The sequence below is a fragment of the Collimonas sp. GW821-FHT07E08 genome, from assembly GCF_059418905.1.
This window is the reverse complement of sequence record NZ_JBWKQR010000001.1, coordinates 135,803-160,239: the sequence shown is the minus strand read 5'-3', so window position 1 is coordinate 160,239 and position 24,437 is coordinate 135,803. Positions and strand designations below refer to the sequence as shown.

Genomic DNA, 24,437 nt, shown 5'->3' with positions numbered 1-24,437 from the left:
TCCCCCCCCCCCCCCCCCCCCCCCCCGCCGCAGCTCCGAAGGTGGATTCAGTCCCACCAAACTGGGACCCGCACAGGCTACCGGGCTATCCTGTCAGGAACCTGAAGGAAAGCTGACAAAATCCTGACAAAGGGGGATTCTCCGCACACGAGAGCCGACGTTCGCCGCCGGCGCCGCTGCAATCGCCGAATCTGGCGGAACCGCTCCCCTGCCTGCCTTTCATCTCGCCATTGGAAGCGCCGCTGGCGATGGCCGGCATTCGGCCTTGCTTGAACCTGACCCGCGTCAGTCTCAAAATGGATGTAATTAATTGCATCATTGCTTGGCGGGTAAACATTCACAGGTATAGTTAGCGCAGCCCAACAACATTAGAAAAAAACCATGAAACGTTTGCTCTGCGCAATTGCCCTTGTCGCCGCCGGCGCTGCCGCGGTCTTGCCAACCCAGGCCATGGCGCAGGTCGGCGTCAACATCATCATCGGCACCCCGCCGCCACCGCCAAGGTACGAAGTGGCGCCGCCGCCGCGCTACGGCTACATGTGGGCGCCCGGATACTGGAATTGGGACGGCCGCCGCCATGTCTGGTCCGGCGGCCACTGGGAGAGATCACGCAACGGCTATATGTATAATCGGCCGGAATGGCGCCAGGGGCGGCACGGCTGGGAACTGCGCCGTGGCGGCTGGCAGCGCGGCGGCGACTATCGCGGCGGATATGACGGCCGGCGCGATCATCACCGCGGCGATGACCATCGCGGCTACGACCGCCGCGACAACGACCGCCATCACCGCTAACCACTACGCCATACGACAACAGGCAAAGGCAAGGCCTACGCCTGGATTCACAGGAGCATCAACTTGACGACAGCCATGACAATCCACAAAATCCTCGCCGCTGCCACACTGCTGGCGGCGGCCAGCCTTGCCGCCGCCCAGGCGCAGGAAGCCGGCCCGCGCGCATCGCTGGATACCGCAAAACCGCAAGCCGCCGAAGAATGCCGGCGCCTGCAGGAGCGCATCAGCGAACTCGACAGGATGGACGATGAACGTATCGCCCGCGCCGGGCGGACCGGTGCGCAGCAAAGCCCGGTCCAGACCAAGGAATGGATAGACAAGGAACGCAAAGACGCCAAGACCAAAATGTTCTTCACCAAATGCTAGGTTAAATCAGCAGCCTGGCTCCAAAGACACCGCCGGTTTCAGCCGGCGCCGGGCGCCCGCGCCGGCTGGTTGATATCGACGCCATCCCAATACTCCATGGTGGCTGACTGGCGATAACTTTCTCCTGTCAGCCTCACGCTGACCCGCCCCGTTTCCGGAAACACCGCCACGTCGTTGCGCTGCGGATTGCCTAGCACCAGGTAGCGGCAAGGCGCGGATGTGTGGTTGACCAGGCAATGGCCGACTTTCTGGCCTGCCGGAAAACAGGCATAGTGCCCGGGCGACAGTTCGTAGCTCTTGGCGCCGAGCTGCAAAGTGAGGCTGCCTTCAAGGATGAACAGGTGCTCCTCTTCAAGCAGGTGGTAATGCGACTGGTTGGCTTGCTTGCCGGGCTCCAGCACCTCCATCGACACGCTCAGCTGGGAACCGCCGCCGAATGAACTCAGGTGCTGGAAACGCATGCCAAAACGCTTCCCGCGTGAAGCTTCTTCCCATGGCACGCTGCTGACATGGAATGGTTCGAATACCCCTTCGGCATTCACTGAGGTGGTTTTTTCACTCAATTCAGTACTCCCTGCCCTGCATGGCGATATACGTCGAATGCAAAATTTAGCACAGATCATCCACGCCGCATTGCGTCGCCCGGAGCAGCCTCGGACAGGCAGCACAAAGTTCAAGTAAACTTGAAGCCAATGACATTTCGGGAACATCTGATGAGCGAGATACTGATCACCATCGGCGAACTGGCGAAACGTTCAGGCGTGGCCGCCAGCGCCTTGCGCTTCTATGAAGAACAGGGATTGCTGAGCAGCACGCGCGAAAGCGGACGGCAGCGCCAGTTCTCGCGTGACGTACTGCGCCGGGTCGCCTTCATCCGCGTGGCGCAGACGGTAGGCCTCAGCCTCGAGGAAATCAAGGACGCCCTCTCCACGCTGCCGCAAAAACGCACACCGACCAGACAGGATTGGGAACGGCTCTCGCGCTCCTGGCACCCGCTGCTGCAGCAACGCATAGACACGCTGACCGCGCTGCGCGACCAGCTTACCTCGTGCATCGGCTGCGGCTGTCTTTCGCTGAAAAAATGTGCGCTATACAATCCCGACGATGCCGCAAAACGGCGCGGCGCGGGACCGCGTTATTTGTTAGGCGACAACGCGGCGATGGTACTCGCCGACGATGGCTCAGAAGACTACGACTAACGCCATTCAGGCTGCTGCGACACGCGGATCGAGGCGTGAATAAATCCAAAAATTCCGCGGATGACCGCGCACCATGCGAAAACTGCGCAGCAGCCCTTCACATTGAAAACCGCATTTCTCCAATACCCTGACAGAACGCGTATTTGAATCAAGTACGGTGGCCTGGACCCGGACCGCGCCAAGGTACGAGAAGGCCCACTCCGCCACGGCATTGCATGCCGCCGGCGCGATACCTTTGCCCCAGACAGCCGGCGCAAGATCGTAGGCGATTTCGACAGTCTTGTGCGGCAGCGAAATGCTGTGAAAACCGATAGTACCGACCAACGCACCGGAGTCGCGCCGAACAATTGCCAGGCGAATCTCTGAAGCTGGGTCCAACGACTCCAAAGCATCGAATTTCTGCATCAGGTCATCCATCGAGCGCAAGTCCCAGCTCGTATGGTCGAGCACGTGCGGCATGGTCAGATATGCGTACCACGCGGCGCCGTCTGCGCGACTCAACGGGCGCAGGGCAACAAGTTCATGCACGAAATCAGGAAGGTCGATGTAATGCATGGATTCGATTATGCCAGGGTGACGGTTATTCCCATTTTCCGATACGGAACAATCAAGGCTTCCGCCACCCCGGCATTGACCACGATTTCACTGACCTGAGCCAGCGGCACTATCTGGTAAGCCGATGCGGTATCCAGCTTTTCCGGCGACGCCAGCACCACCGTCTTCACAGCCCCGATGCACAACGCACGCTTGACGCACGCTTCTTCATAATCGCCGGTGCTGATGCCCGCTTCGGGATGCAAGCTGCACACCCCCATGAAATACAGGTCGGCACGGATCTGGCCGATGGCGTCGATTGCGTTCGCTCCGACGTTGACGATCGAGTGCTTGAACAGGCGGCCGCCGATCATGATCACGTCAATGTGGGCATGCTCAACCAGCTCCAGCGCGACCGACGGGCTGTGCGTCACCACCGTTGCCCGCAACGCAGGCGGCAGCTGCCGCGCCAGCTGCACCGCGGTGGTGCCGCCATCGATGAACACCACCTGCCCCGGCTGGATCATGGCGGCAGCGGCGCGGCCGATGGCGGATTTGGCATCGCTTGAAATCTGCTGCCGCTCAGCGAAAGGAGCCATCGCCGAGGATGCCGGCAAGGCGCCGCCATGGACCCGCTGCAGCAGCCCCTCCTTCGCCAGCTGGCGCAGGTCGCGCCGGATAGTGTCTTCCGACAGCCCGAGCTGTTCGCTCAACGACTTGGCGACGATCTGTCCGTCGCGCTTCAGGATTTCCAGCAAATGTTGCTTGCGTTGCAGGGTCAGCATAATTTTTCACACATGGCTTTGCACGTTTTTTCTTGATATTTAACGATATTGCATGATAAATTCCCCGAACGCAAGCCCGATGCAACACCAACAGGAGATCCGCCGTGCAAGATCACAGAATCAAGATCCGTAACGTTGAAGTATTGTCGAACGACTGGTACCTGCTGCAGAAAACCACCTTCGATTACCGCCGCAGCGACGGCAGCTGGCAAACCCTGACGCGCGAAACCTATGACCGCGGCAACGGCGCCACCATCCTGCTGTACAACCGCGAACGGCGCAGCGTGATCCTGATCCGCCAGTTCCGCTTCCCCACCTATGGCAACGGCCATGACGGTTTCCTGATTGAAACCGCAGCCGGGCTGCTGGACCAGGCCAGTCCCGAGGAGCGCATCAAGGCAGAAGCGGAAGAAGAAACCGGCTATCGGGTGACGGATGTGCGCAAAATATTCGAAGCCTTCATGAGCCCGGGTTCCGTCACCGAAAAACTGTATTTTTTCGTGGCCGAATATGATCCAGGATCGCGCGTCAGCGATGGCGGCGGCCTGCATGCGGAGGGCGAAGATATCCAGGTGTTGGAACTGCCGCTGGAACAGGCGCTGCAAATGATAGGCAGCGGTGAGATCGCCGACGGCAAGACCATCATGCTGCTGCAATACGCGCAATTGCATTTGCTGCCGCCGCCTGTCATCGCAAATTAAGTTTATGATGTTTGCCGGTCCGGCAGTTCCGATCGTCCTGGAAAATGAAAATCCCAATGGCTCTTGATGATTCGCGCAATTTCAGAATAGACCTGCTCAGAGGAATTGCCATCTTCCTGGTCCTCATCCTCCACTTCCATTTGTCCTACGGACTTGCCGACAGCCCGCTCAACCTGCTGTTGTCCAGGGAAGCCATCAAGGCGGTTGCGGTTAACGGCAACTATGGGGTCACGATGTTTTTTGCGATTTCCGGTTACCTGATCACATCGACTGCGGTCAAACGCTACGGCAGCCTTGGCAATATCGATATCCGCAGCTTCTATATCTTCCGCCTGTCGCGGATCGTCCCCTGCCTGCTGGTCGCGCTTGCCGCTATCGTCATCCTGGGCTTGCTCGGCCAGCCGGCATTCATGAATTCGTCCGCGGACGGCTGGCCGGATGTCGGCTATCCGCTCGCGGTCCTGTCTGTCCTGACCTTCTGGCACAACGTGCTGATGCAGCATGCCTGGTATTTCAACTATGCGATGAACATCTACTGGTCGCTGTCGGTGGAAGAGGTGTTCTACCTTGTTTTTCCTGTGCTCTGCTTCGGCTTGAAACGGGAATGGGCGATCGCTTCGATATGGATCCTGGCGATTGTGGCCGGCCCGGTTTACCGCAGCTTCCACGCCACCGATGAAATCTATTTCATGTATGCCTATGCAGCCTGTTTCGACGCCGTGGCCTTTGGCTGCTGCGCAGCCTTGTTTGCGGGCCGGAACAGTTTGCAGGGGAAAACCGGAGCGGTAGTCCAGGCCGTCGCGGCCTGCCTGGTTGCCATCACTTATGTGCGCGGCATCAATGGCCATGAGGTGTTTGGCTTCAGCCTGGTCGCGGCCGGCACCGCGGTACTGCTGGCCGGATCCGGCAACCGCGCCACGCCCGCCTGGCTGCGCAGCAACCGCCTGCTCGCCGGAGTGCGCTGGCTGGGCAGGCATAGCTACGAGCTGTACCTGTTCCACATCATCGTACTTGGACTGATGCGCAGCGTCATGCCGCGCGGGACCATGGGCCATGCCTACAAACTGCCGCTGCTGGCGCTGTTCCTGGCGGTCTCGGCAATCGTCGCCGGCCTTGTCGCCCGCTTCTATTCGGAACCGGTCAACGCCAGGCTCAGGGCGGCATTCCTGCGTGCCACGCAACAGCCGTCGGCGGTCAGGCCTTGAGCGTCAATCGCATCATGAGTACTTCGGCGTCCGATTCGGCAGCGGTCGGGACAAACCCCAGGTCAGAATAGATCGCGAAGGCGGCAAGGTTGTCGCGATAAACGCGCAGCGTCACGGCCTGCGCTGCAGTGGCATGGCGCGCTTCGTCGATCAGCAGGCGGCATAGCGCCTTGCCCATGCCTTTGCCGCGCGCCGCCGGAGCCACGATAATGCGGCACAGATGCGCCGTGCCCGGCTGGCGCAGCCGATACTGGCCGAACCCCAGCAGGTCGGCATGCGCGTCATGGAGCGCGTAGCTGGCGCCGTGCTCCACCGCCAGCAACCGGGGCAGCGCGCCGGCGTCGAACGGATACGCCAGCTGCGGACCGGCCCAGCGCGCGCACGCCGCGGCATCAGGGATCCATCCAGCGATCGCGGCGTAATCGGCTGCGACAGGCGGTCTTAACTTTAATTCTGTCATACGCTCTCTTCCAGACAACAAACCCAAAATGACCAAAGCATGTTGCCATGGAAGAATTGGCAAAGCAACATCGAGCGCCGCGGGCGCAGTCGGTATTCCAGCCTGGGTGTAAGCTGAGGCCTGGAAATCTACGCATATCGTGCGCACCCCCGTAAGGAAATCCAGGCATCGCCGACTAACCATCAGCTCCGCAAAAACCGATCATATCGAAGAGGATGGGCGTCATGGAAAACTTATCAACTGAAACAAGGCAACCGGCAACCATGGCGCTCTGGGCCAAGGGGTTGCTGACGGCGTGCGGACTCGGGCTGGCATTGCTGCTTGGCCTGGCTCCCGCATTCTCGTCGGAGGCGGCCCAGGTCGTGCCGCCGCCTGCCAGCGACGAACCGGTGTCCGCCGCGGCGCACTCGGAAACGGCAGTGTTCGCCGGCGGCTGCTTCTGGGGCGTGCAAGGCGTGTTCCAGCATGTGCGCGGCGTGACGGACGTAGTGTCCGGCTACGCCGGCGGCAGCCGCGATACAGCCCGCTACGAACGCGTCAGCGAAGGCGATACCGGGCATGCGGAATCCGTGCAGATCACCTACGATCCTGCCCAGGTCACTTATGGCAAGCTGCTGCAGATATTTTTCTCGGTTGCCCACGATCCGACCGAGCTGAATCGCCAGGGTCCGGATTCCGGCACCCAGTACCGGTCTGCCGTGTTTCCCGCCAACGAGATGCAGCGCAAGGTGGCGCTGGCGTATGTCGGGCAGATAGATAAAAGCAAGGTATTCGGCAAGGCGCTGGCGACACGGGTAGAGCCCTTCAACGGTTTCTATCCTGCCGAGCCATATCATCAGAATTTCCTGGTGCACAACCCGAGCTATCCTTATATCGTGGTCAACGACCTGCCGAAGATCGACGACCTGAAACGCCTGTTTCCAGCCGTGTACCGCGCCCAGCCGGCGCTTATCAAGGTCGCATCGCGCTAGATCGGAGATTCAGCTTCGGATTGGCGCGCCGTATGTGATAAATTTGGTGCGGGCAATTGATTGCCCCTACTTTTTTATCACATCCGGATTGAATCAATGACCAGACCTAAGCCTTTTTCGATGATACGTGAATTCCATCTCGCCGATTGGTTCACGCTCAGCAACGCGTTCTGCGGAGTCGGTTCCCTGTTTTCCGTGATGACTTACCTGCAGACGCGCGAAGTGCTGCACCTGCTGCTGGCGTGCAGCCTGATTCCGGCGGCACTGGTGTTCGACGTGCTGGATGGCCGCATCGCCCGCTGGCGCGCTCAAAGCTCGGCCATGGGACGCGAACTGGATTCGCTGGCCGACATCATCTCGTTTGGCGTGGCCCCGGCAATCATCGCCTACGGCTGCGGCATGCAGGGACTGGTGGACCGCATCATCCTGGTGTTTTTTGTCGCTTGCGGCGTCTCGCGGCTGGCGCGCTACAACGTCACTTCCGAAAAGCTTGCCGAAGGCGGCGACAAAGTGAAATATTTCGAAGGCACGCCGATCCCGACTTCCCTGCTGCTGGTCATGGTGCTGGCCGCCGCTGCCTGGCACGACGCCGTGGGCGAACAGCTGTGGCTGGGCGTGGTGTATGTCGCCGGCTTCCAGTTCCACCCGCTGGCGCTGATGTTTGCCGTGTCCGGGGCCCTGATGGTCAGCCGCATCCGGATTCCAAAACTTTAAGCCCGGCCGCGGGCGGCGGATGCGGCGCGATAAAACCGCCGAAGGCTCCCACTAGCGCGCGCAATAGGTCTACACTCCTAGTGTGGTGTTTCGCAAGCCATGCGACGCCACGCCAGCCAGCGCAACACGGGAGTGACATCATGACCGACATTGATCCCAAGAGCAGTTTCCGGGGACTGCCGTTGACTCCGGAGCAAGATGCAGAAGTGCGGCACTACATCACGGTAAAAAAACGCCATGGCGAGCCGTGGGATACGCCGGAGCTGAGCGCCATGCTGAAAGACATGCTGGAGCCGCCGGGCGACGACGAGGAAGAATTCGGCGACGGCCTGGATCCGGCCATCGCGGCCGCGGAGCGCGCGGCGGCGCTCAGCGACGACATAGTCGATCCCATCGAAGCCAGCGAAGAGCGCAATGCAGCGATGGAATCCGAAGTCATGAAAACGCGGCTGTATTAAGCCGGGACGGCGTATCGGCAGCACTGCCGCCCAGTTTTCCGAGCACCTCTCCAGCCTGGCCTTGATGACAAATTATCATTTGTCACTTTCGTCATGGAACTATTCCGGCATTCTGCCGCCATACATAACATGCCTCCACAAAATCGTGACTACGACTTTGCCGCTGACGCGTTGTTTCTGGACTTCGACAATACCCTGGTCGATTTTGCCCCGCTGCCCGAAAGCGTGGTGCTGCCGCCGGATTTGATAACAACCTTGCAACGGCTCCAACATGCTGCAAACGGAGCGCTGGCCATTGTCAGCGGCCGCCCGTTAAAGCAGATCGACCATTTTCTTGCACCGCTGCGCTTGCCCGTGGCTGGCGTACACGGCGCCGAGCGCCGCAGCGCCGACGGCCGCATGACGCAACTGACGGTCCCCGACATCGAACGCTTGCTGGCCTGCCTGCAACCGCTGACGGTGCAGCATGCAGGCCTGCTGCTGGAAGTAAAACGCGGCGCGCTGGCCTTGCATTACCGGCGCGCTCCGCACCTGGAACAGATCTGCGTAGAGGCAATGAGCGAAGCCCTGGCCCATGAGCGAGGATTTTCGCTATTGCGCGGCAACATGGTGGTCGAAGCCAAGGCCGCCGACGCCGACAAAGGCAAGGCGATTGCCGCCTTCATGGAGGAAGCGCCGTTTACCGGCCGCCGCCCGGTATTCATCGGCGACGACATCACGGATGAAATCGGTTTTGCCTGGGTCCAGTCGGAACCGGCAGGCGGCCTCGGCATCAAGGTCGGCGACGGCGCCAGCCTGGCGCGCGCGCGTATCGCCAGCCCCGCTGCGGTACGCAGCATGCTGGCGCAAGTTCTGGAACAACGATAAAGTCGAAGGAAATCATGACCAAGCCACCCGCAGAAACGTTGGCCGCTGCCGCAGTGATCGAAGACGGCGCAATACCCTCCACCTCCTCTCTCGACCTCGGCGTCGTCGGCAATTGCGCGCTGAACGCCTTGATCGATAAGCTAGGGCGCGTAGTCTGGTGCTGCCTGCCCCGCTTCGACGGCGACCCGGTGTTCAACGCCTTGCTCGATCCCAGCGAAGACGGCAGCTTGTGGAGTTTCCAGCTGGAGAATTTTTCCCACAGCGAACAGTGGTATGAACCGAACACCGCCGTGCTGCACACGCGCCTGTTCGACACCCTGGGGCAAGGCGTGGAGATTACCGACTTCGCTCCGCGCTTTCCCAGCCGCGGCCGCTACTTCCGCCCGCTGACCCTGGTGCGCCGCCTGCATCCGCTGAGCGGCGCGCCGCGCCTGCGCGTATTGCTGCGGCCGCGCTTCGACTGGGGCCGCGAGATACCTGTCATCACGCGCGGCAGCAACCACCTGCGCTATGTCGGCTCGGAACAAACCCTGCGCCTGAACACCGACGCGCCCATCAGCTACCTGCTGGCGGAAACCGCGTTCGTCGTCAGCCGCCCTTACAACTTTATCCTGGGACCGGACGAAACCCTGCTCAACGGCATCGGCGACACCGCCCGCACCTTCGAGCAGGAGACCCTGGCTTACTGGCGCAGCTGGAGCCGCGCCCTGGCGACGCCGCTGGAATGGCAGGCCGCCGTGATCCGCGCCGCGATCACCCTCAAGCTATCGCTGTGCGAAGACACCGGCGCAATCATCGCGGCCATGACCACCAGCGTGCCGGAAGCGCCAGGCAGCGCGCGCAACTGGGACTATCGCTATTGCTGGCTGCGCGACGCGTTTTTTGTGGTGCGCGCGCTCAACAGCCTGTCCGAACTGGGCACCATGGAAGACTATCTGCGCTGGCTCGGCAATGTCGTGGTCAGGAGCGCCGGCGGCCATGTACAGCCCTTGTACGGCATCGGCCTGGAAGAAGCGTTGCCGGAAATAACCCTGGACCACCTGCCCGGTTATCGCAATCACGCACCGGTGCGCGTCGGCAACCAGGCTTACGAGCATTTCCAGCACGACGTCTACGGCAATATCGTGCTCGGCGCGGCGCAGTCGTTCCACGATGAGCGCCTGCTGCACCGTTCCGGCGTTGAACAGTTCCAGCATCTGGAAGCCTGCGGCGAACGCGCCTTCACCTTGTACGACCAGCCGGACGCCGGCATGTGGGAGCTGCGCACGCGTTCGCGCATCCATACCTCGTCGGCACTGATGAGCTGGGCCGCCTGCGACCGCCTGGGCAAGATTGCCGCCAAGCTGGAACTCCCCGAACGCGCCCGCTATTGGCAGGAGCGCGCCGCAACCATCGGCCAGCGCATCCTGAGCGAAGCCTGGAACGAGGAGCGCCAGGCTTATGCCGAGAGTTTCGGCGGCCGCGATCTCGACGCCAGCGTGCTGCTGATGGTGGAAGTCGGCCTGGTTGCGCCGACCGACAAACGTTTCATCGCCACCGTCGACGCCCTGGAAAAATATTTGTGCGACGGCCCTTACATGCGGCGCTATGAAGCGCCTGACGATTTCGGCCGGCCCGAAACCGCGTTCAACATCTGCACCTTCTGGCGCATCGACGCGCTGGCGCGCATAGGCCGCAAAGAACAGGCGCGCGAGATTTTCGAGACCATGCTGGCGACCCGCAACCACCTCGGCCTGCTATCCGAAGACACGCATCCGGTCACCGGCGAGATGTGGGGCAACTTTCCACAGACCTACTCCATGGTCGGCATCATCAACTGCGCCATGCGCCTGTCTGCAGCCTGGGAGAGCGCCATCTGAACATCTTTCGACTACTGCCTTCATCCACAACAAGAAAGGAATCCGCCCATGTCCCGCCTGGTCGTAGTATCCAACCGACTCGCCGATCCGCGCAAACCCGCGGCAGGAGGTCTGGCGGTGGCGCTGGGCGAAACCCTCAAGAAAACCGGCGGCCTGTGGTTCGGCTGGAGCGGTGCGGTAGTCAAGGACGGCACGCCCGGCGAAGGCGAACTGCACGTGCACCAAGCCGGGCCGGTGACGCTGGCCGAAATGGACCTGTGCCAGGAGGACCACGATGCGTATTACCGCGGCTACGCCAACGGCGTGCTGTGGCCGATATTCCATTACCGGCTGGACCTGGCCAACCTGGAGTCCGGCTACCTGAGCGGCTACCGCCGCGTCAACCACCTGTTCGCGCGCAAGCTGATGCCGCTGCTGAAACCGGACGACCTGATCTGGATCCACGACTATCACCTGATCCCGCTGGCGGCGGAACTGCGCGCCATGGGCTGCGGCAACAAGATCGGCTTCTTTTTGCATATCCCGCTGCCGCCGCAGCAGATCCTGGCGGCGATCCCATCGCACGAATGGCTGATGCGCGCCCTGTTTGCCTACGACCTGGTGGGTTTCCAGAGCGAGGCCGACCTGCTGAATTTCGCTCACTACGTGAAAGCCGAGGCCACTGCTGAAACCGTCGGCGTCGGCCAGTTCCGCGCCTTCAACAGCACGGTGCAGGCCGGCGCGTTTCCGATCGGCATCGACATCGACGACTTTCATCGCCTGGGACGGGCGCGCGAGTCGCAGGAAACCTATGAAACCACCTGCCGCGAATATTCGCGCCGGCGGCTGCTGATCGGGGTTGACCGCCTCGATTATTCAAAAGGACTGCCGCAACGCATCCGCGCCTTCGGCGAGCTGCTCAAGGAATACCCGGAGAACCGGCACAGTGCGACCTTGCTGCAGATAGCAGCACCCAGCCGCGAAGATGTCGACGCCTACAGCGACATCCAGCATGAACTGGAAAGCCTGTGCGGCGCCATCAACGGCAACTACGGCGACCTCGACTGGATGCCGATCCGGTACATCCATCGCGCCGTGGCGCGGCGCCGGCTGCCCGGCTTGTACCAGGCTTGCGACGTCGCGCTGGTGACGCCGCTGCGCGACGGCATGAACCTGGTCGCCAAGGAGTTCATCGCGGCGCAGGATGCCGCCGATCCGGGCGTGCTGGTGCTGTCGCGTTTCGCCGGCGCCGCCGAGCAGCTGAAAGAGGCGCTGCTGGTCAATCCCTATGACATTCCCGGCACGGCGCAGGCCATCCAGCGCGCCCTGCAAATGCCGCTGGCAGAACGCCAGGCGCGCCACGCGGCGCTGCTGGAAAATGTGCGCAAGTACGATGTGCACTGGTGGTGCGGACAGTTTCTGGAATCGCTGGCGAACGTGCGCTGACAGACGGCAGGTATCCAATAGTTGGATATCTGTATTTATTTCAGCAACACTCTTGGCAAAAACAGAAATTTAGGAGGATACTGATCGATGCCGGGACGCAGCTTGTTTTCGGCCCGACCCTCGGCGCTATGTTAAATAGCGTACAGAAGCATTTTCCTGGCGCTACTAACCTTGGCCCGTAGCTCACACATTTGAAAGATCATCATGGCAACAGGTACAGTAAAGTGGTTCAACGACTCTAAAGGTTTCGGCTTCATCACGCCGGACGATGGCGGCGAAGATCTGTTCGCGCATTTCTCAGCGATCAACATGGAAGGTTTCAAGACCCTCAAGGAAGGCCAGAAGGTGTCATTCGATGTCACCCAAGGTCCGAAAGGCAAGCAGGCATCCAATATTCAAAACCCCTGAACCTCGATCACGAGTGCCAGGCCCCGAGAGCCGTTTTACGGCTTTTGAATAACACGCCTGGCGTTGAAAGACTTGCCTGAACCGGGCTGGACGCTTTCCACCGATTTGATGCGTATGTGGATCGGCCGGTGGAGTTCAGGCCTGGCATGCAACAAGCCACACTGGGAGCAGCGGTACGCTTCCATCGCCAGCGTGTGCGCCAATACATTTCCCCCTTGTGCGCCCCCTCCCCAGCATTTCCCCACGCCATGACGCCCCGGAATACGAAAGCTGTTTTCAATGATAGACTTTGCAATCGCGATTAACCATCCTGCCCGCAAACCACATCACTGAGGACCGGCCAATGACACTCGGATTCCTGCTGACGACCTTGATCATTGTCGCATCGCCCGGCACCGGCGTGATCTACACCTTGTCCGCCGGCCTGTCGCGCGGAACAAAGGCCAGCATCCTGGCCGCCTTCAGCTGTACGCTGGGAATCCTGCCGCACCTCGGCGCCGCCATGTTGGGACTGGCCGCGATCCTGCACGCCAGCGCGCTTGCCTTCAACGCCGTCAAGTATGCGGGCATCGCCTATCTCCTGTTCATGGCCTGGAGTTCCTTGCGCGAGAAAGGCGCATTGCGGGTGGGCCGCGTCGAAGACAAACGCTCCGACCTGCGCGTGATCGTCGATGGCGTCCTCGTCAACATCCTCAATCCGAAGCTGTCCATCTTCTTTGTCGCGTTCTTGCCTCAGTTCGTCAGTCCCCAGGATACGCATCCGCTGCTGCGCATGCTGGAACTGTCAGGCACCTTCATGCTGGCCACCTTCGTGATTTTTTCAGGCTATGGCGTGTTTGCCGCCGTGATGCGCGATCGCGTGGTATCGCGGCCGCATGTCATGACCTGGATGCGGCGCAGTTTTGCGGCGGCGTTTGGCGCCTTGGCGGTCAAGCTGGCGCTGGCTGAGCGATAAGAAATTTTTCACGGCGGCGCCGGCAAGCTGTCCGCGCTCTCGAATTATTTCCTGGATTTGACGTATTGCAGCTCGCAGGTTTGCGTCGCCTGGTCTTTGAGGAAAAGTTCATTGCCGCTGGTGCATGACTCCATCCAGGTGCGCTTGTCGTAGGTAAGGCCCAGGAATATGGCAACTGCAATGATGATGCAACCTATGACAATAGCGATCGGTAATTTCATATGGCTCGGATACGGGCAGTGGATACATGTCGGCAGATACCACATGTTAATCCATTGCCGCTGCTTGCGAATGAATGTTTGATCCGTAGTGCGTGCCTGCGCGCGGCGCAGCTCACTGGCGCGGATCGAGGCCGCTCTTGATCACGTCGGCGCGCGCCTCGGGCGAAGCCAGGTAACGAATCAATGCGCGCGCGGCGTCCGGATGTTTGGCGCCCACTGGAATGCCGGCCGCGAAAGTGGTGATGCTCTGGACCTGCTCTGGGATCCTGGCGACAAAATCGACGCCTTGCACCGGCAATATCTCGCTCACCTGCTGGAATCCCAATTCGTATTGGCCGCCGGCCACCAGTGCGGCGACCGGGGTTTTCTGGATCATGTGGGCTTTCGGCTTGACCTGTTCTTCAATGTCCAGCTTCTTGAACAGCTCGTGCTCGATATAGACTCCGCTGGCGCTATCTGAATAGGCAATCGATTGCGCACCTAGCAAGGCCGACTTCAAGCCTGCCACCGTGCTGATGTCCGGTTTGGCGGCGCCTCTCCGGACCGCCATGCCAATGCGGGAATCCGCCAGATCGACGCGGCTGCCGGCAATCACCCTGCCTTGCTTGATCAATTCGTCCAAGGCATAACCGACCATGATCACGACATCGGCCGGTTCGCCCCGCTGCAGGCGGTTGGGAATCGCTTCCGGCGCCTTGCCCATGGAAGGTCCCCAGGCGGTTACCAGCGTATGGCCGGTAGCCGCTTCAAATTTGGACTGCAAGGATTTATAGGCAGCGGTAAAGCCGCCCGAGTTCATCACATCGATTTCATCGGCTTGTACAATGCTGGCGCACAAGGCAAGGCTGATCGCTCCAAGAGCGATCAGCCGGGACATGACAGGTTTGATATGCATGCTCGATATTATCCGCTGTTCCGGTTGAATACCGGCCTGCAATAATGAAGAATTATCTAATCGTTAAAATCGTCAGCCAACAGTGTAACGCCGTTGCGGCGTCCCGTTGCCCTGAGCTTGTGGGCGAGCGCTATCTGGATCTCGACCTTATGGCCGCGATAAGTCGCAAGCCGGTCTTCCGGTTGCGGCCCCGCGTAGAACTTATTATCCAGGCATTCCTTGGTGACATTGCATTTTGTCAGTTTGTTATCAATGACGACTGGAATGATGACGCTGTTGGAATTGGGATCGTGGACTATTGCACCGAGAAAGGAAATTCGCATTTTCTTCTCTCCTGAAAATAGGTGGTAAAACCAGCATTCCCATCTCAGCATTGAACAATAGCTGCCGCGCCTGCCTTGGAGCCATGCGGACGCCTGCGATGGAGCTGATGGTATAAGACATCGCAGCCGTTTCGCAAGTTCAAAATTTATGCGCATTTAGATAGGCATTTAGCCGCAGCCCAATACACCAAGATTGATGTATTGAGCTTTTACCAATATCCACACCGCGCAGCCGGCAAGCCGCGCGGCTTGATTTTGGCCGGCCCGCTTCAACTCAAAAGCATGACGCCTATTTGCGATCCGGCACAGTCAATTCCCGCAGCACGCCACCGTCAAGCACGCTGCCGGTCGTCGTGCCTTCACCCGCTATGCGGCGCTGGCACGCATCCCTGTCGTCGGCCGGCAAGGCGTTGCACCTTAACAGGGCATTCTTTTGGTCGGCCTCCGGGTTGTCGCTCAGGCGGCCTCTTTTCGACTCTTGCAAAGCGGCGCCGGCTTCGCGCAGGCAGGTCTCGCGCGCCTGGTTCGATTGTCCGTTCAAGCAGGTTGCCCGTTCCGCCTGGTAGCGTGCATTCGCATCTTGCGGATTGCCGGCGGCCACGGCTGCCAGCGAGGCGCCGGAGATAAAGAGCGCCAAGGCCAGTTGCCGTATTGCCTTGCAATCAATAAACGTGGATAAGGAAAAATTTCGCTTGGCTGGCATGATAGTCTCCGATCTAAAATTTGAATCTATCGGAAACGTTCGCAGCCGTATGTGCGATAGCGAGCATTACAACATGTTATTTTCTCGCCAATATTTGAGTGCTTTCGGCAACGTGGAGCGCCTCATGCCGATCTGCTCAACATTGCCTATGCGCCCAAGGCCATGGCAGAGCGCAGGAAACCGGCGCCAGGCTGCGCGAGAATCCAGCCAAGCGCGCAACAATTCAAGATGACGGTGATCCAGAATACCGCCTGGAACTCTTCTTTCTTCGATTTGTGGCGTATTATTTTCTGGGCCAGGAAAGCCCCTGGCCAGCCGCCGGCAAGCGCCAGCAGGTGCAGCGTGCTCTCCTTGGTTCGCCATCGTTTTTTCTTTGCGGCGTCCTTGTCAAAGGCATACGCGAGAAACGCGACGGCGCTCGCCGCGTGGTAGAGGACAAGCACCGCCAGCGGAATCCACGCCATCAATGCGGCCACCAGCAGGGAGCAGTAGAACAGAGCGGTAAAGACAACGCCGAGCCGAGCCGCTCCCGAGGAAGGCGCCGCTGCTGTCCTCTTGTCGGCGCGCAAACGTCCCTTGTCATCCATGATCAGTTATATAGAGCGGAATCAGGCGTCAGGCGGCAACATTGACAATCGTCGCCTGCATGATGGCGACCACTTTCCAGGCGCCTCCCGACAAGGCTCGGACTTCTCCCGTGCAGACAGTGAGCAGCTTGCCCGAAGTCTGGACTTTTCCGACTGCCAGGAATCGTTCGCCAATCGCAGGGCGCACGAAGTTGATCTTGAACTCGGCAGTGACAACATCGCTTTCCAACGACGCCTTGGTCAGCGCCGCGTACCCGCATGCACTGTCAACAATGCTGGTTATTGCGCCAGCGTGAACATAACCGCGCTGCTGCGAAAGCCGGGTGGAAAACGGTAATTCTATTTGCACCTCGCCGTCCGCCACTGAGACCAATTGGGCGCCGAGGGTCGCCATCAGGCCCTGCGCGTTGAAGCTGGCTGCGATTCTTTCTTGAATGCCACTCATGGAGAATTTGCCTCTTGTTGGATTAGAATTGCGCTGACTGCTATGTATTGGCCACCAGCAGTTCCTCCGCATTGTTTGGCGGGCGCAGATCGTCCGTCCTGCCCGCAAAGTAGCGCCCGGCAAGATCCGCCGCCGAGACGTGCCGTGCTTCTCTGAAGCCGGCTTCGCGGGCCAGCGCCTGGATCTCCGGCGGGGTGAAGAAGCTGAGGAAAGGCGTACCGCTCGCTCGCGCGCCCTTCTCCGCCATCTCAAGCGCGGGACGTACTTCTGGGTCCGCCAGCTGCAGCGGGAGCAGGAACGTCATTGCAAGCGTCGATCCTGAGGCGAGGGCCGCGACCTGGCGCAAAGTAGCCGCGTTCGCCTCCTTGGTGAGATACATGCTGACGCCGGTGGAGACCACGATCGCAGGCTTGCTGTCGTCGAAGCCCGCAGCCGCGAGCCGGTCCCGCCAGGCCTCGCCCGCTTCGAAATCGACCGGCACGAAGCGCAGCCAGTCCGGGACGCCGAAGCCGAGCTCGACCAGCCGCTGGCGCTTCCATGCCTGCGGACCCGGCTGGTCGATTTCGAACACCTCGAGACGGGAGGCGATCTCCGGCCTTCGTTGCGCAAAGCTGTCAAGGCCGGCGCCGAGGATCACGTACTGGGTAAGCCCGCGGCCTGCCTGCTCCACCACCAGGTCCTCAATGAAGCGGGCACGGGCTACGATGGAAGCGCGGAAGGGACGCGTGAACTGCGGGTCCATGTCTCCGCGGCTGCGCCAGTCCTTGCCCGGAGCCAGCAGCTTGAGGCCGATCTGGTCTTCCAGCACATGCGGCGGAGGGTCGGCCTCGACATGCAAGGCGCGCCACAAGGCGACCCGCGCTGCTGTGCTGTCTGGCGCTGCATCTGGCTTGTCGTTCATGACTTTCGATCCTATTTGTTCGTTTTCGCCTGAAGCCGGCCTGATAGCACCGTGCAGCGCCATGCAAGAGAGAGTTGCAGCTTCGGCCCTTAGGTTTCACGCAGCGTACGCATGCAGAAATGCGCCGAAAAAAAGTATATCACCTGCCCGAGACCGGCGAAGCATCGCATCCTCGCAAGAGCGCTGGCCTTTGATCGACCGTTGTCCTTGACATGCAAGACGTTATGTAACAACATATGTTGCATAAATAAGGGCAACCGTTTCTCCGGCGTGTTTCATATCCCTCCCCACTTCGCGGCGAGCACCTCAAAGTCATTAACCTAGAGAATAACCATGCCGAATAATATCGACTCCGTTTTTTCTGGAAGCACCGTGGATTCTTATAGCGCAGGCCCGCCGCGACAAGTTCCGGGCTATTCAAGCCTTCATCGCATGGTGTCTCTTTTACTCGCCGAGCATATGCCTGCCGATGGACGCGTGCTGGTCTTGGGAGCCGGTGGCGGGCAAGAAATCAAGGCACTTGCGGAAGCGCATCCGGAATGGTCATTCGATGGCGTGGACCCTTCGGCCGACATGCTCCGATTGGCCCAGCAGGTAACTAGTCCACACAACGCGAGGGTGCGTTTGCATGAGGGCTACATCGGCAGCGCGCCAGAGGAACCTTTCGACGCCGCCACATGCATTTTGACTTTCCATTTCATTCCACGCGAACAGCGTCTCGAAACCCTGCAAGAACTCCGGCGTCGCTTAAGGGACGGCGCAGCGCTCGTCCTGGTCCATCTGAGCTTCCCGCAAACTGAGCCCGAGCGGTCGACATGGATAGCTCGCCATGTCGCCTATGGCCTCCCCGATGGAGCAGGCTCGGCCCAAGCGGAGCATGCCCGCGAAGCAATCAGAACCAAGCTGACAATCCTGTCGCCAGAGGAAGAGGTGGCGATGCTTAAAGGCGCAGGATTTTCGGACGTCAGCCTTTTCTACGCCGGCTTGAGCATCAAAGGCTGGGTAGCATATGCAGCTTGATTTGCTCAATGGGTCAGCGGGACAAGGATGTCGAGCTATCCACCTGCAGCCGCACGTCAGTTCCTTCAATGTGATTTGGGTGTTCAACTTGTGGGGGTTTGCCGACCTTTTGTTCGCGTTCTACCAAGGCGTGATCGGCGTAGGCATCGAGCCGGCTGCGCTCGGCGCTGCCTGGTTTATCCCGACTGTCGGCGTTCCTCTCTTGCTTTGGACCCATGTGCTGGTGTTCGCGATCCTGCTGCGCACTTCCCGGCCCCCTGGTTTCCTCGCCCGTGCAGCGCGGTAATCGCCGTACAAGACGTATGGCGCCGCAACCCTTGAGGCGGAAACCTATTTGCGGAAGATAGCCAACCGTCCGGCTGTGGCCGGATGTGGGCATAAAATAATGGCAAGCCATCATCCGCGCCACTTGCCGTCGACCATGGGAAAGAACCATCAACGTTGTTCAGCAATCAAGTAATGGATTCCATTTTGATCAGCAGATTATCAGGGAGCGAAGAATTTTTCCGGCACTATTCCCAGGAAGTTAAATCGAAGAAGTGTTTGACTGGGCAACCCGGCCCAAATGTTGAGAGGCGAATGATGCCTCTTTTATCTATTCCAATTCAGGAGAAGCAACATGGTCAGCAAAAACACGATTTGTCTCTGGTTCGACGGCGCCGCGCTGGACGCTGCGAAATTCTACTCCGAGACGTTCCCGGACAGCGCGGTAGGAACGGTCTTTCGCGCGCCTGGCGACTATCCTGCGGGTAAGGAAAGCGATGTCCTGACGGTCGAATTTACCGTGATGGGCATTCCTTGCCTCGGCCTGAACGGGGGGCCTGCGATCAAGCACAACGAGGCTTTCTCATTCCAGGTCGCGACCGACAACCAGGCCGAAACGGACCGATTGTGGAATGCGATTGTCGGAAACGGCGGCCAGGAAAGCGCGTGTGGCTGGTGCAAGGACAAATGGGGATTGTCGTGGCAGATCACGCCACGCGCCCTGACGGCTGCGGTCACCGATCCTGATCGCGCTGCGGCCAAGCGGGCGTTCGATGCCATGATGGGGATGAGAAAGATAGACATCGCTGCGATTGAAGCTGCTCGGCGCGGTTGAGGCTCATGATACTGTTCCATGAGGATGGCACGCGGGTGAAGGGCTATGACCGAACGAGCAAGGACAGTATAAAGACGGACAACTGGTCGGCCAAAGGAAACATCAATCTGACGCTGTTACCCAATGGCGGAAGGAATAACTCAGTCGTCGATTCCATCAACACCAAGTAGCCTAAGTTGTAGCAGTTTCGATTTGATCTGACAGTCGCAGGCTTCAAACCGGGTAACTGTCAGATCCGGTCGCAGCCACTACATCTTACGTTCAATATCAATGCGAGGCAGTCCACAACGATGTTACATCGGAGCATTGGAGCAGACCGGACTGACGCAATGACCTCGCCCTATCAGCCTTCAGGCGGCTCCCAGTCAGTTACTCGAACAAATTGATCGGTCCCTTCCGGCCTCTCAAAGGAATCGCCACTCACTACGACAAACTCGTCTCGCGCTTCGAGTCGTTTGTGGTGATCGCTGCTTCGGCGCTGTGGCTGAAGCGAATGTCAACACGCCTTAGCAAACCGGGCGCATGACACTTGATCTGGCTGTAGCCGGAGGCGATCAGGCGCAGATGGTCGAATGGCTCGAGCTATCTCAGCCTAAGCCGAGCGAGTGATTGTATATAACTATCGATTTAATGATAATAATTAATTTCATATATCATTGAATTGAAATTACTATGGATACGCTATTTGATAATCAGGAGACGCCCCATGAAAAATGCTTCACTTCCCGGGCGCTATATCGGGCTGCCAGCTCTATGTCTAGCGACCATCGCGGTGGCGCTCATTGCGCTTGGCAACGGTCCAAGCATTGCAGCAGCTCCCACTCGGGATAAGGACGCAGCAATAGGTGATAATCGAAGTTCACAAACTGTTGGCCCGAACGACCTGGTTAAAGAGATGTTGTAGCCACCTAACCTACCCACGACAAAGGAGATCCCCATGTCAACTGAAGCCAAATGCCCTTTCCACCACGCCGGCGGCGGCACAACGAACAAAGACTGGTGGCCGAATCAGCTACGCGTTGATTTGCTGAACCAGCATTCCAACAAGTCCAATCCGCTGGGCGAGAAATTTAACTACGCTGACGAGTTCAAGAAACTCGACTACAAGGCGCTCAAGGCAGATCTGATCAAACTCATGACCGACAGCCAGGACTGGTGGCCGGCCGATTTTGGTCATTATGGCCCGCAGTTCATCCGCATGGCCTGGCATTCGGCCGGTACCTATCGCACTCTCGACGGTCGAGGCGGCGGCGGTCGTGGACAACAGCGTTTCGCACCGCTCAATTCGTGGCCGGACAACGTCAATATTGATAAATCGCGCCGCCTGTTGTGGCCGATCAAGCAAAAATATGGCCAGAAAATCTCCTGGGCCGACCTTTTCATCCTGGCCGGGAATGTGGCGCTGGAATCCATGGGTTTCCGCACCTTTGGCTTTGCCGGCGGCCGCGAAGACGTGTGGGAACCGGACCTGGACGTGAACTGGGGCGCCGAGACCACCTGGCTGGGGACCGACAAGCGTTTCCATGGTGACCGCGAACTGGACAACAACCTTGCGGCCACCCACATGGGCCTGATCTACGTGAACCCGGAAGGCCCGAACGCCAGCGGCGACTACATGGCTGCAGCCAAGGACATTCGCGCCACCTTCAGCCGCATGGCCATGGACGACGAGGAGATCGTTGCCTTGATCGCCGGCGGCCACACCTTCGGCAAAGCGCACGGCGCCGCGCCCGAATCGCACAAGGGCCCCGAACCAGAAGGCGCGGGCATCGAAGCCCAGGGCCTGGGTTGGAACAGCAACTTTGGCAGCGGCCACGGCAAAGACACCGTGTCCAGCGGCCTGGAAGTGACCTGGACCAAAACCCCGGCATTGTGGAGCAACAACTTCTTCGAAAACCTGTTCAAGTACGACTGGGAGCTCACCCATTCGCCGGCTGGAGCCAAACAGTGGGTGGCCAAGAATGCCGAGGACATCATTCCCGACGCGCATGTGCAAGGCAAGTTCCACAAGCCCACCATGCTGACCACCGACCTGACCATGCGCTTCGACCCGGAGTTCGGCAAGATATCCAAGCGCTTCCATGAGGACCCGCAAGCCTTTGCAGAAGCTTTTGCGCGCGCCTGGTACAAGCTGACCCACCGTGACATGGGCCCAAAGGCACGTTACCTCGGCCCCGAAGTGCCGAAGGAAGATTTGATCTGGCAGGACCCATTGCCGGCTGCGACACACCAGCCGTCACCGGCCGACATTGCCGATATCAAGGCCAAGATCGCAGCCTCTGGCCTATCGGTAGCCGAGTTGGTGTCGGTGGCCTGGGCTTCCGCCTCCACCTTCCGTGGCGGCGACAAACGCGGCGGCGCCAATGGCGCACGCCTCGCTCTGGCCCCTCAGAAGGACTGGGAAGTCAACGCGACGGCAGTGAGTGTCTTGCCAAAGCTGGTCGACATTCAGAAGGCTTCGGGCAAGGCCTCGCTGGCTGACGTGATTGTGCTCGCCGGCGGCGTTGGTGTTGAACAGGCGGCCAAGGCGGGTGGGATCTCGATCGAGGTGCCTTTCGCACCGGGCCGCACCGACGCCAGACAGGAACAGACGGATGTCGAGGCCTTTGCCGTGCTGGAGCCGCTCGCCGACGGTTTCCGCAACTACAATAAGGGCAAGTTCAGTGCTCCGACCGAAGCGTTGCTGGTCGACCGGGCCCAGCTGCTGACGCTGACCGCACCTGAGCTCACCGCGCTGGTCGGTGGCCTGCGGGTACTCGGCGCCAACTTTGATGGCAGCAAGCACGGGGTGTTCACCGACAAGGCTGGCGTGCTCAGCAATGACTTCTTCGTCAATCTTCTGGACATGGACCTGGAGTGGAAAGCCGTGGACAGCGAGGCCGAATTGTTCGAAGGACGCGACCGCAAGACCGGCGCGGTCAAGTACACAGGCACGCGCAACGATCTGATCTTCGGTTCCAACTCGGTGCTGCGGGCTTATGCCGAGGTCTATGCAGGTGTGGATGCCAAGGAGAAGTTCGCCAAGGACTTCGTCGCGGCTTGGGTCAAGGTCATGAACGCGGACCGCTTCGATCTCGCGTAATGCCGGTTGCCAGCGGCCTTGTCTGGTTCAAGGACAGACAGGGGCTGCTGCGCCAGCGTCGCGTGCATCGCGACGCTGGTCTTTCAATAAATAATGCGGCCAATTTGTTTCAGGCCTCGACCCGATCGGGGCAATCGGAATTTAGTCGTTACATATATTTCGATGGCCTTACCGTATAAGGATGCTGTCAAACGCAACTCTTGGCGTAATCGACATTAAAGTAGCTGCGCACTTCGAGATTGTGTCCATCGGGATCGTAGAAATACCAGGCGTCGGCCATGCCGCGCGCGCCCTGGGACTTCGCCAGCGGTCCGCCTTTGCGGTCGAATGGGGTGCTGCCAAACGCTATCGATCGTTCGCCAAGATGGCGGTGCACCGCCTCGAAGCTGGCGCGGTCAAGACAAAACGCCAAGTGCACTGGATCGCGCGGCGTCTCGCCCATCAGGTCGAGCGTGAAGCTTTCGTTCACCCGCACGAGTTCGAACGGACCCTCGCGTCCTTCGTGACGGAAACCGAACACTTCTTGATAAAAATGCGCTGACGCGACCGGGTCGCGCACCCGCAGGATGAGGTGATCGAGGGTTACCATGATGTTCCTTTCAATGCGCTGACAGAATCGTTCACGTCATGACGCGGCCACCCGCGACATCCAACGTGACGCCGGTGATCCATGACGCCGCCGCTGATAGTAAAAATAGTGCGGCCGACGCAACGTCGTCGGGTTGACCAAGCCGGCCCAGCGGAAACGCCTCCAGCATGCGTTGCTGTTGCTCGAACGGCATGCGCTGAGCAGTGCGTTCGGTCAGCACAGCCGACGGTGAAATGCAGTTCACACGCACGCCGTGCCGCCCTACTTCGTTAGCCGCGTGACGTGTCAGCATGATCACACCCGCCTTGGCTGCCCCATAGCCGGCCGGTGCTCCCGACGCGACTCTTCCACCGGCCGAAGCCATGGTGACGATACTGCCGCCGCCACACGCAATCATCGCTGGCAGGAAAGACTTGAGCGTGAAGAAAGTTGAAGTCAGGTTGTTGTCGATGCTCGAGCGCCAATCCTGTTCAGTAATGTCGGCCAGTGCGGCGGGGCGTCCGCTGCCGCCGCCGGCAAATGCCAGCAGCAGCTCCGGCGCACCGAAGTCGGCCTCTATGGCGATGCGCATGCGTTCGACAGAAGCCAGGTCGGCACAGTCGGCTATCGCCGCGAGAGCTTCGCCGCCAGATGAACGGATAGCGGCCACGGTAGCGTCGACGGCATCGTGGGCACGGCCATTGACGGCAACCCGTACGCCACAGCGGGCTAGCGCCAGGCAAGCGGCAGCCCCGATCCCGCGCGAACCACCGGTAACAAGGGCGACCTTGCCGCGCAGGTCTGGGTAGGTCGGAACAAGGCTGTTTGGTTCGGTCATGGCAGGTCTCCAGTGAATGCTTGACGCCAGATTACAAACTGATTAGGCTAAAATCA

General features: G+C 59.8%; 31 protein-coding genes. 18 read left to right on the top strand and 13 right to left on the bottom strand.

The features are described from left to right. Window positions 1–381: 381 nt before the first annotated feature. Both AC07RZ_RS00740 and AC07RZ_RS00735 read left to right on the top strand, forming a co-directional pair. A complete protein-coding gene (locus AC07RZ_RS00740) occupies window positions 382–792 on the top strand; it encodes a hypothetical protein (protein WP_494666528.1) in 411 nt (136 codons plus the stop codon). 75 nt (window positions 793–867) lie between these two features. Next, window positions 868–1,158, top strand: coding sequence for a hypothetical protein (locus AC07RZ_RS00735; protein ID WP_494666527.1), 291 nt, complete (start codon window positions 868–870; stop codon window positions 1,156–1,158). Window positions 1,159–1,196: 38 nt separating this feature from the next. Here AC07RZ_RS00735 and AC07RZ_RS00730 read toward each other — a convergent pair whose 3' ends face one another. Further along, window positions 1,197–1,721, bottom strand: coding sequence for a cupin domain-containing protein (locus AC07RZ_RS00730; RefSeq protein WP_494666526.1), 525 nt, complete (start codon window positions 1,719–1,721; stop codon window positions 1,197–1,199). A 150-nt stretch (window positions 1,722–1,871) separates the two neighbouring features. Between AC07RZ_RS00730 and soxR the strand changes: the two genes are divergently transcribed. After that, window positions 1,872–2,357, top strand: coding sequence for a redox-sensitive transcriptional activator SoxR (soxR, locus tag AC07RZ_RS00725; protein ID WP_144735947.1), 486 nt, complete (start codon window positions 1,872–1,874; stop codon window positions 2,355–2,357). A gap of 6 nt (window positions 2,358–2,363) precedes the next feature. On the opposite strand, the gene AC07RZ_RS00720 is transcribed toward soxR, so the two are convergent. Beyond that, window positions 2,364–2,912, bottom strand: a complete 549-nt coding sequence (locus AC07RZ_RS00720) for a GNAT family N-acetyltransferase (RefSeq protein WP_494666525.1) — start codon at window positions 2,910–2,912, stop codon at window positions 2,364–2,366. A gap of 8 nt (window positions 2,913–2,920) precedes the next feature. Continuing rightward, the gene (locus AC07RZ_RS00715; RefSeq protein ID WP_494666524.1) at window positions 2,921–3,676 is read right to left on the bottom strand and encodes a DeoR/GlpR family DNA-binding transcription regulator; all 756 of its coding nucleotides are present in this window, start codon (window positions 3,674–3,676) and stop codon (window positions 2,921–2,923) included. 104 nt (window positions 3,677–3,780) lie between these two features. Here AC07RZ_RS00715 and AC07RZ_RS00710 point away from each other — a divergent pair, with 104 nt between their 5' ends. Together AC07RZ_RS00710 and AC07RZ_RS00705 are read left to right on the top strand one after the other, a co-directional pair. Further along, window positions 3,781–4,377 carry an NUDIX domain-containing protein gene (locus tag AC07RZ_RS00710; protein ID WP_494666523.1) on the top strand — a complete coding sequence of 199 codons (597 nt, stop codon included), beginning with the start codon at window positions 3,781–3,783 and terminating at the stop codon, window positions 4,375–4,377. A gap of 56 nt (window positions 4,378–4,433) precedes the next feature. Continuing rightward, window positions 4,434–5,582: an acyltransferase family protein gene (locus AC07RZ_RS00705; RefSeq protein ID WP_494666522.1), complete on the top strand. Its 1,149-nt coding sequence runs from the start codon at window positions 4,434–4,436 to the stop codon at window positions 5,580–5,582. Here AC07RZ_RS00705 and AC07RZ_RS00700 read toward each other — a convergent pair. Next, a complete protein-coding gene (locus AC07RZ_RS00700) occupies window positions 5,572–6,042 on the bottom strand; it encodes a GNAT family N-acetyltransferase (protein WP_494666521.1) in 471 nt (156 codons plus the stop codon). The genes AC07RZ_RS00705 and AC07RZ_RS00700 overlap by 11 nt on opposite strands. A 263-nt stretch (window positions 6,043–6,305) precedes the next feature. Between AC07RZ_RS00700 and msrA the strand changes: the two genes are divergently transcribed. The 8 genes from msrA to AC07RZ_RS00660 all read left to right on the top strand — a co-directional run bounded on the left by msrA (window position 6,306) and on the right by AC07RZ_RS00660 (window position 13,699). After that, the gene (msrA, locus tag AC07RZ_RS00695; RefSeq protein ID WP_494666775.1) at window positions 6,306–7,013 is read left to right on the top strand and encodes a peptide-methionine (S)-S-oxide reductase MsrA; all 708 of its coding nucleotides are present in this window, start codon (window positions 6,306–6,308) and stop codon (window positions 7,011–7,013) included. A gap of 96 nt (window positions 7,014–7,109) precedes the next feature. Then, window positions 7,110–7,727, top strand: coding sequence for a CDP-diacylglycerol--serine O-phosphatidyltransferase (pssA, locus tag AC07RZ_RS00690; protein WP_494666520.1), 618 nt, complete (start codon window positions 7,110–7,112; stop codon window positions 7,725–7,727). A 140-nt stretch (window positions 7,728–7,867) separates the two neighbouring features. Next, window positions 7,868–8,185, top strand: coding sequence for a hypothetical protein (locus AC07RZ_RS00685; protein ID WP_092399070.1), 318 nt, complete (start codon window positions 7,868–7,870; stop codon window positions 8,183–8,185). Between the two features lie 129 nt (window positions 8,186–8,314). Further along, entirely contained in the window at window positions 8,315–9,052 is a 738-nt protein-coding gene (gene otsB / locus AC07RZ_RS00680; RefSeq protein WP_494666519.1) for a trehalose-phosphatase, read from the top strand. A 14-nt stretch (window positions 9,053–9,066) separates the two neighbouring features. Continuing rightward, window positions 9,067–10,911 (top strand): glycoside hydrolase family 15 protein, encoded by a 1,845-nt coding sequence (locus AC07RZ_RS00675; RefSeq protein WP_494666518.1) that lies wholly within the window; start codon window positions 9,067–9,069, stop codon window positions 10,909–10,911. Window positions 10,912–10,959: 48 nt separating this feature from the next. Next, window positions 10,960–12,336, top strand: a complete 1,377-nt coding sequence (gene otsA, locus AC07RZ_RS00670; protein ID WP_494666517.1) for an alpha,alpha-trehalose-phosphate synthase (UDP-forming) — start codon at window positions 10,960–10,962, stop codon at window positions 12,334–12,336. Window positions 12,337–12,540: 204 nt separating this feature from the next. Beyond that, complete coding sequence (locus AC07RZ_RS00665) at window positions 12,541–12,744, top strand: cold-shock protein (protein ID WP_092399078.1); 204 nt, start codon at window positions 12,541–12,543, stop codon at window positions 12,742–12,744. Between the two features lie 343 nt (window positions 12,745–13,087). Next, window positions 13,088–13,699, top strand: coding sequence for a LysE family translocator (locus AC07RZ_RS00660; RefSeq protein WP_494666516.1), 612 nt, complete (start codon window positions 13,088–13,090; stop codon window positions 13,697–13,699). Window positions 13,700–13,743: 44 nt separating this feature from the next. Here AC07RZ_RS00660 and AC07RZ_RS00655 read toward each other — a convergent pair whose 3' ends face one another. The 7 genes from AC07RZ_RS00655 to AC07RZ_RS00625 all read right to left on the bottom strand — a co-directional run bounded on the left by AC07RZ_RS00655 (window position 13,744) and on the right by AC07RZ_RS00625 (window position 17,774). Continuing rightward, complete coding sequence (locus tag AC07RZ_RS00655; protein WP_186450390.1) at window positions 13,744–13,920, bottom strand: hypothetical protein; 177 nt, start codon at window positions 13,918–13,920, stop codon at window positions 13,744–13,746. Between the two features lie 112 nt (window positions 13,921–14,032). Next, a complete protein-coding gene (locus tag AC07RZ_RS00650) occupies window positions 14,033–14,797 on the bottom strand; it encodes a substrate-binding domain-containing protein (RefSeq protein WP_494666774.1) in 765 nt (254 codons plus the stop codon). Window positions 14,798–14,871: 74 nt separating this feature from the next. Next, window positions 14,872–15,138: a DUF1488 family protein gene (locus tag AC07RZ_RS00645; protein ID WP_041741488.1), complete on the bottom strand. Its 267-nt coding sequence runs from the start codon at window positions 15,136–15,138 to the stop codon at window positions 14,872–14,874. Between the two features lie 289 nt (window positions 15,139–15,427). Further along, the gene (locus tag AC07RZ_RS00640; RefSeq protein ID WP_494666515.1) at window positions 15,428–15,775 is read right to left on the bottom strand and encodes a hypothetical protein; all 348 of its coding nucleotides are present in this window, start codon (window positions 15,773–15,775) and stop codon (window positions 15,428–15,430) included. Between the two features lie 212 nt (window positions 15,776–15,987). Continuing rightward, window positions 15,988–16,428, bottom strand: coding sequence for a DUF1294 domain-containing protein (locus AC07RZ_RS00635; protein WP_494666514.1), 441 nt, complete (start codon window positions 16,426–16,428; stop codon window positions 15,988–15,990). 28 nt (window positions 16,429–16,456) lie between these two features. Then, complete coding sequence (locus AC07RZ_RS00630; RefSeq protein WP_144735934.1) at window positions 16,457–16,873, bottom strand: PaaI family thioesterase; 417 nt, start codon at window positions 16,871–16,873, stop codon at window positions 16,457–16,459. Window positions 16,874–16,913: 40 nt separating this feature from the next. Beyond that, the gene (locus tag AC07RZ_RS00625; protein WP_494666513.1) at window positions 16,914–17,774 is read right to left on the bottom strand and encodes a class I SAM-dependent methyltransferase; all 861 of its coding nucleotides are present in this window, start codon (window positions 17,772–17,774) and stop codon (window positions 16,914–16,916) included. A gap of 333 nt (window positions 17,775–18,107) precedes the next feature. Between AC07RZ_RS00625 and AC07RZ_RS00620 the strand changes: the two genes are divergently transcribed. The 5 genes from AC07RZ_RS00620 (at window position 18,108) to katG (ending at window position 22,975) form a co-directional block, all read left to right on the top strand. Next, complete coding sequence (locus tag AC07RZ_RS00620; RefSeq protein ID WP_494666512.1) at window positions 18,108–18,794, top strand: class I SAM-dependent methyltransferase; 687 nt, start codon at window positions 18,108–18,110, stop codon at window positions 18,792–18,794. Then, window positions 18,784–19,080, top strand: coding sequence for a DUF8737 domain-containing protein (locus AC07RZ_RS00615; RefSeq protein WP_494666511.1), 297 nt, complete (start codon window positions 18,784–18,786; stop codon window positions 19,078–19,080). Before AC07RZ_RS00620 ends, AC07RZ_RS00615 begins: the two co-directional genes overlap by 11 nt. 333 nt (window positions 19,081–19,413) lie before the next feature. After that, entirely contained in the window at window positions 19,414–19,893 is a 480-nt protein-coding gene (locus tag AC07RZ_RS00610) for a VOC family protein (RefSeq protein ID WP_494666510.1), read from the top strand. Window positions 19,894–20,599: 706 nt separating this feature from the next. After that, a complete protein-coding gene (locus tag AC07RZ_RS00605) occupies window positions 20,600–20,797 on the top strand; it encodes a hypothetical protein (RefSeq protein ID WP_494666509.1) in 198 nt (65 codons plus the stop codon). Between the two features lie 33 nt (window positions 20,798–20,830). Then, window positions 20,831–22,975 carry a catalase/peroxidase HPI gene (gene katG, locus AC07RZ_RS00600; RefSeq protein WP_494666508.1) on the top strand — a complete coding sequence of 715 codons (2,145 nt, stop codon included), beginning with the start codon at window positions 20,831–20,833 and terminating at the stop codon, window positions 22,973–22,975. A gap of 187 nt (window positions 22,976–23,162) precedes the next feature. On the opposite strand, the gene AC07RZ_RS00595 is transcribed toward katG, so the two are convergent. Further along, entirely contained in the window at window positions 23,163–23,564 is a 402-nt protein-coding gene (locus tag AC07RZ_RS00595) for a VOC family protein (protein ID WP_494666507.1), read from the bottom strand. A 31-nt stretch (window positions 23,565–23,595) separates the two neighbouring features. Continuing rightward, window positions 23,596–24,381, bottom strand: a complete 786-nt coding sequence (locus AC07RZ_RS00590; protein ID WP_494666506.1) for an SDR family NAD(P)-dependent oxidoreductase — start codon at window positions 24,379–24,381, stop codon at window positions 23,596–23,598. Between the last annotated feature and the right edge of the window lie 56 nt (window positions 24,382–24,437).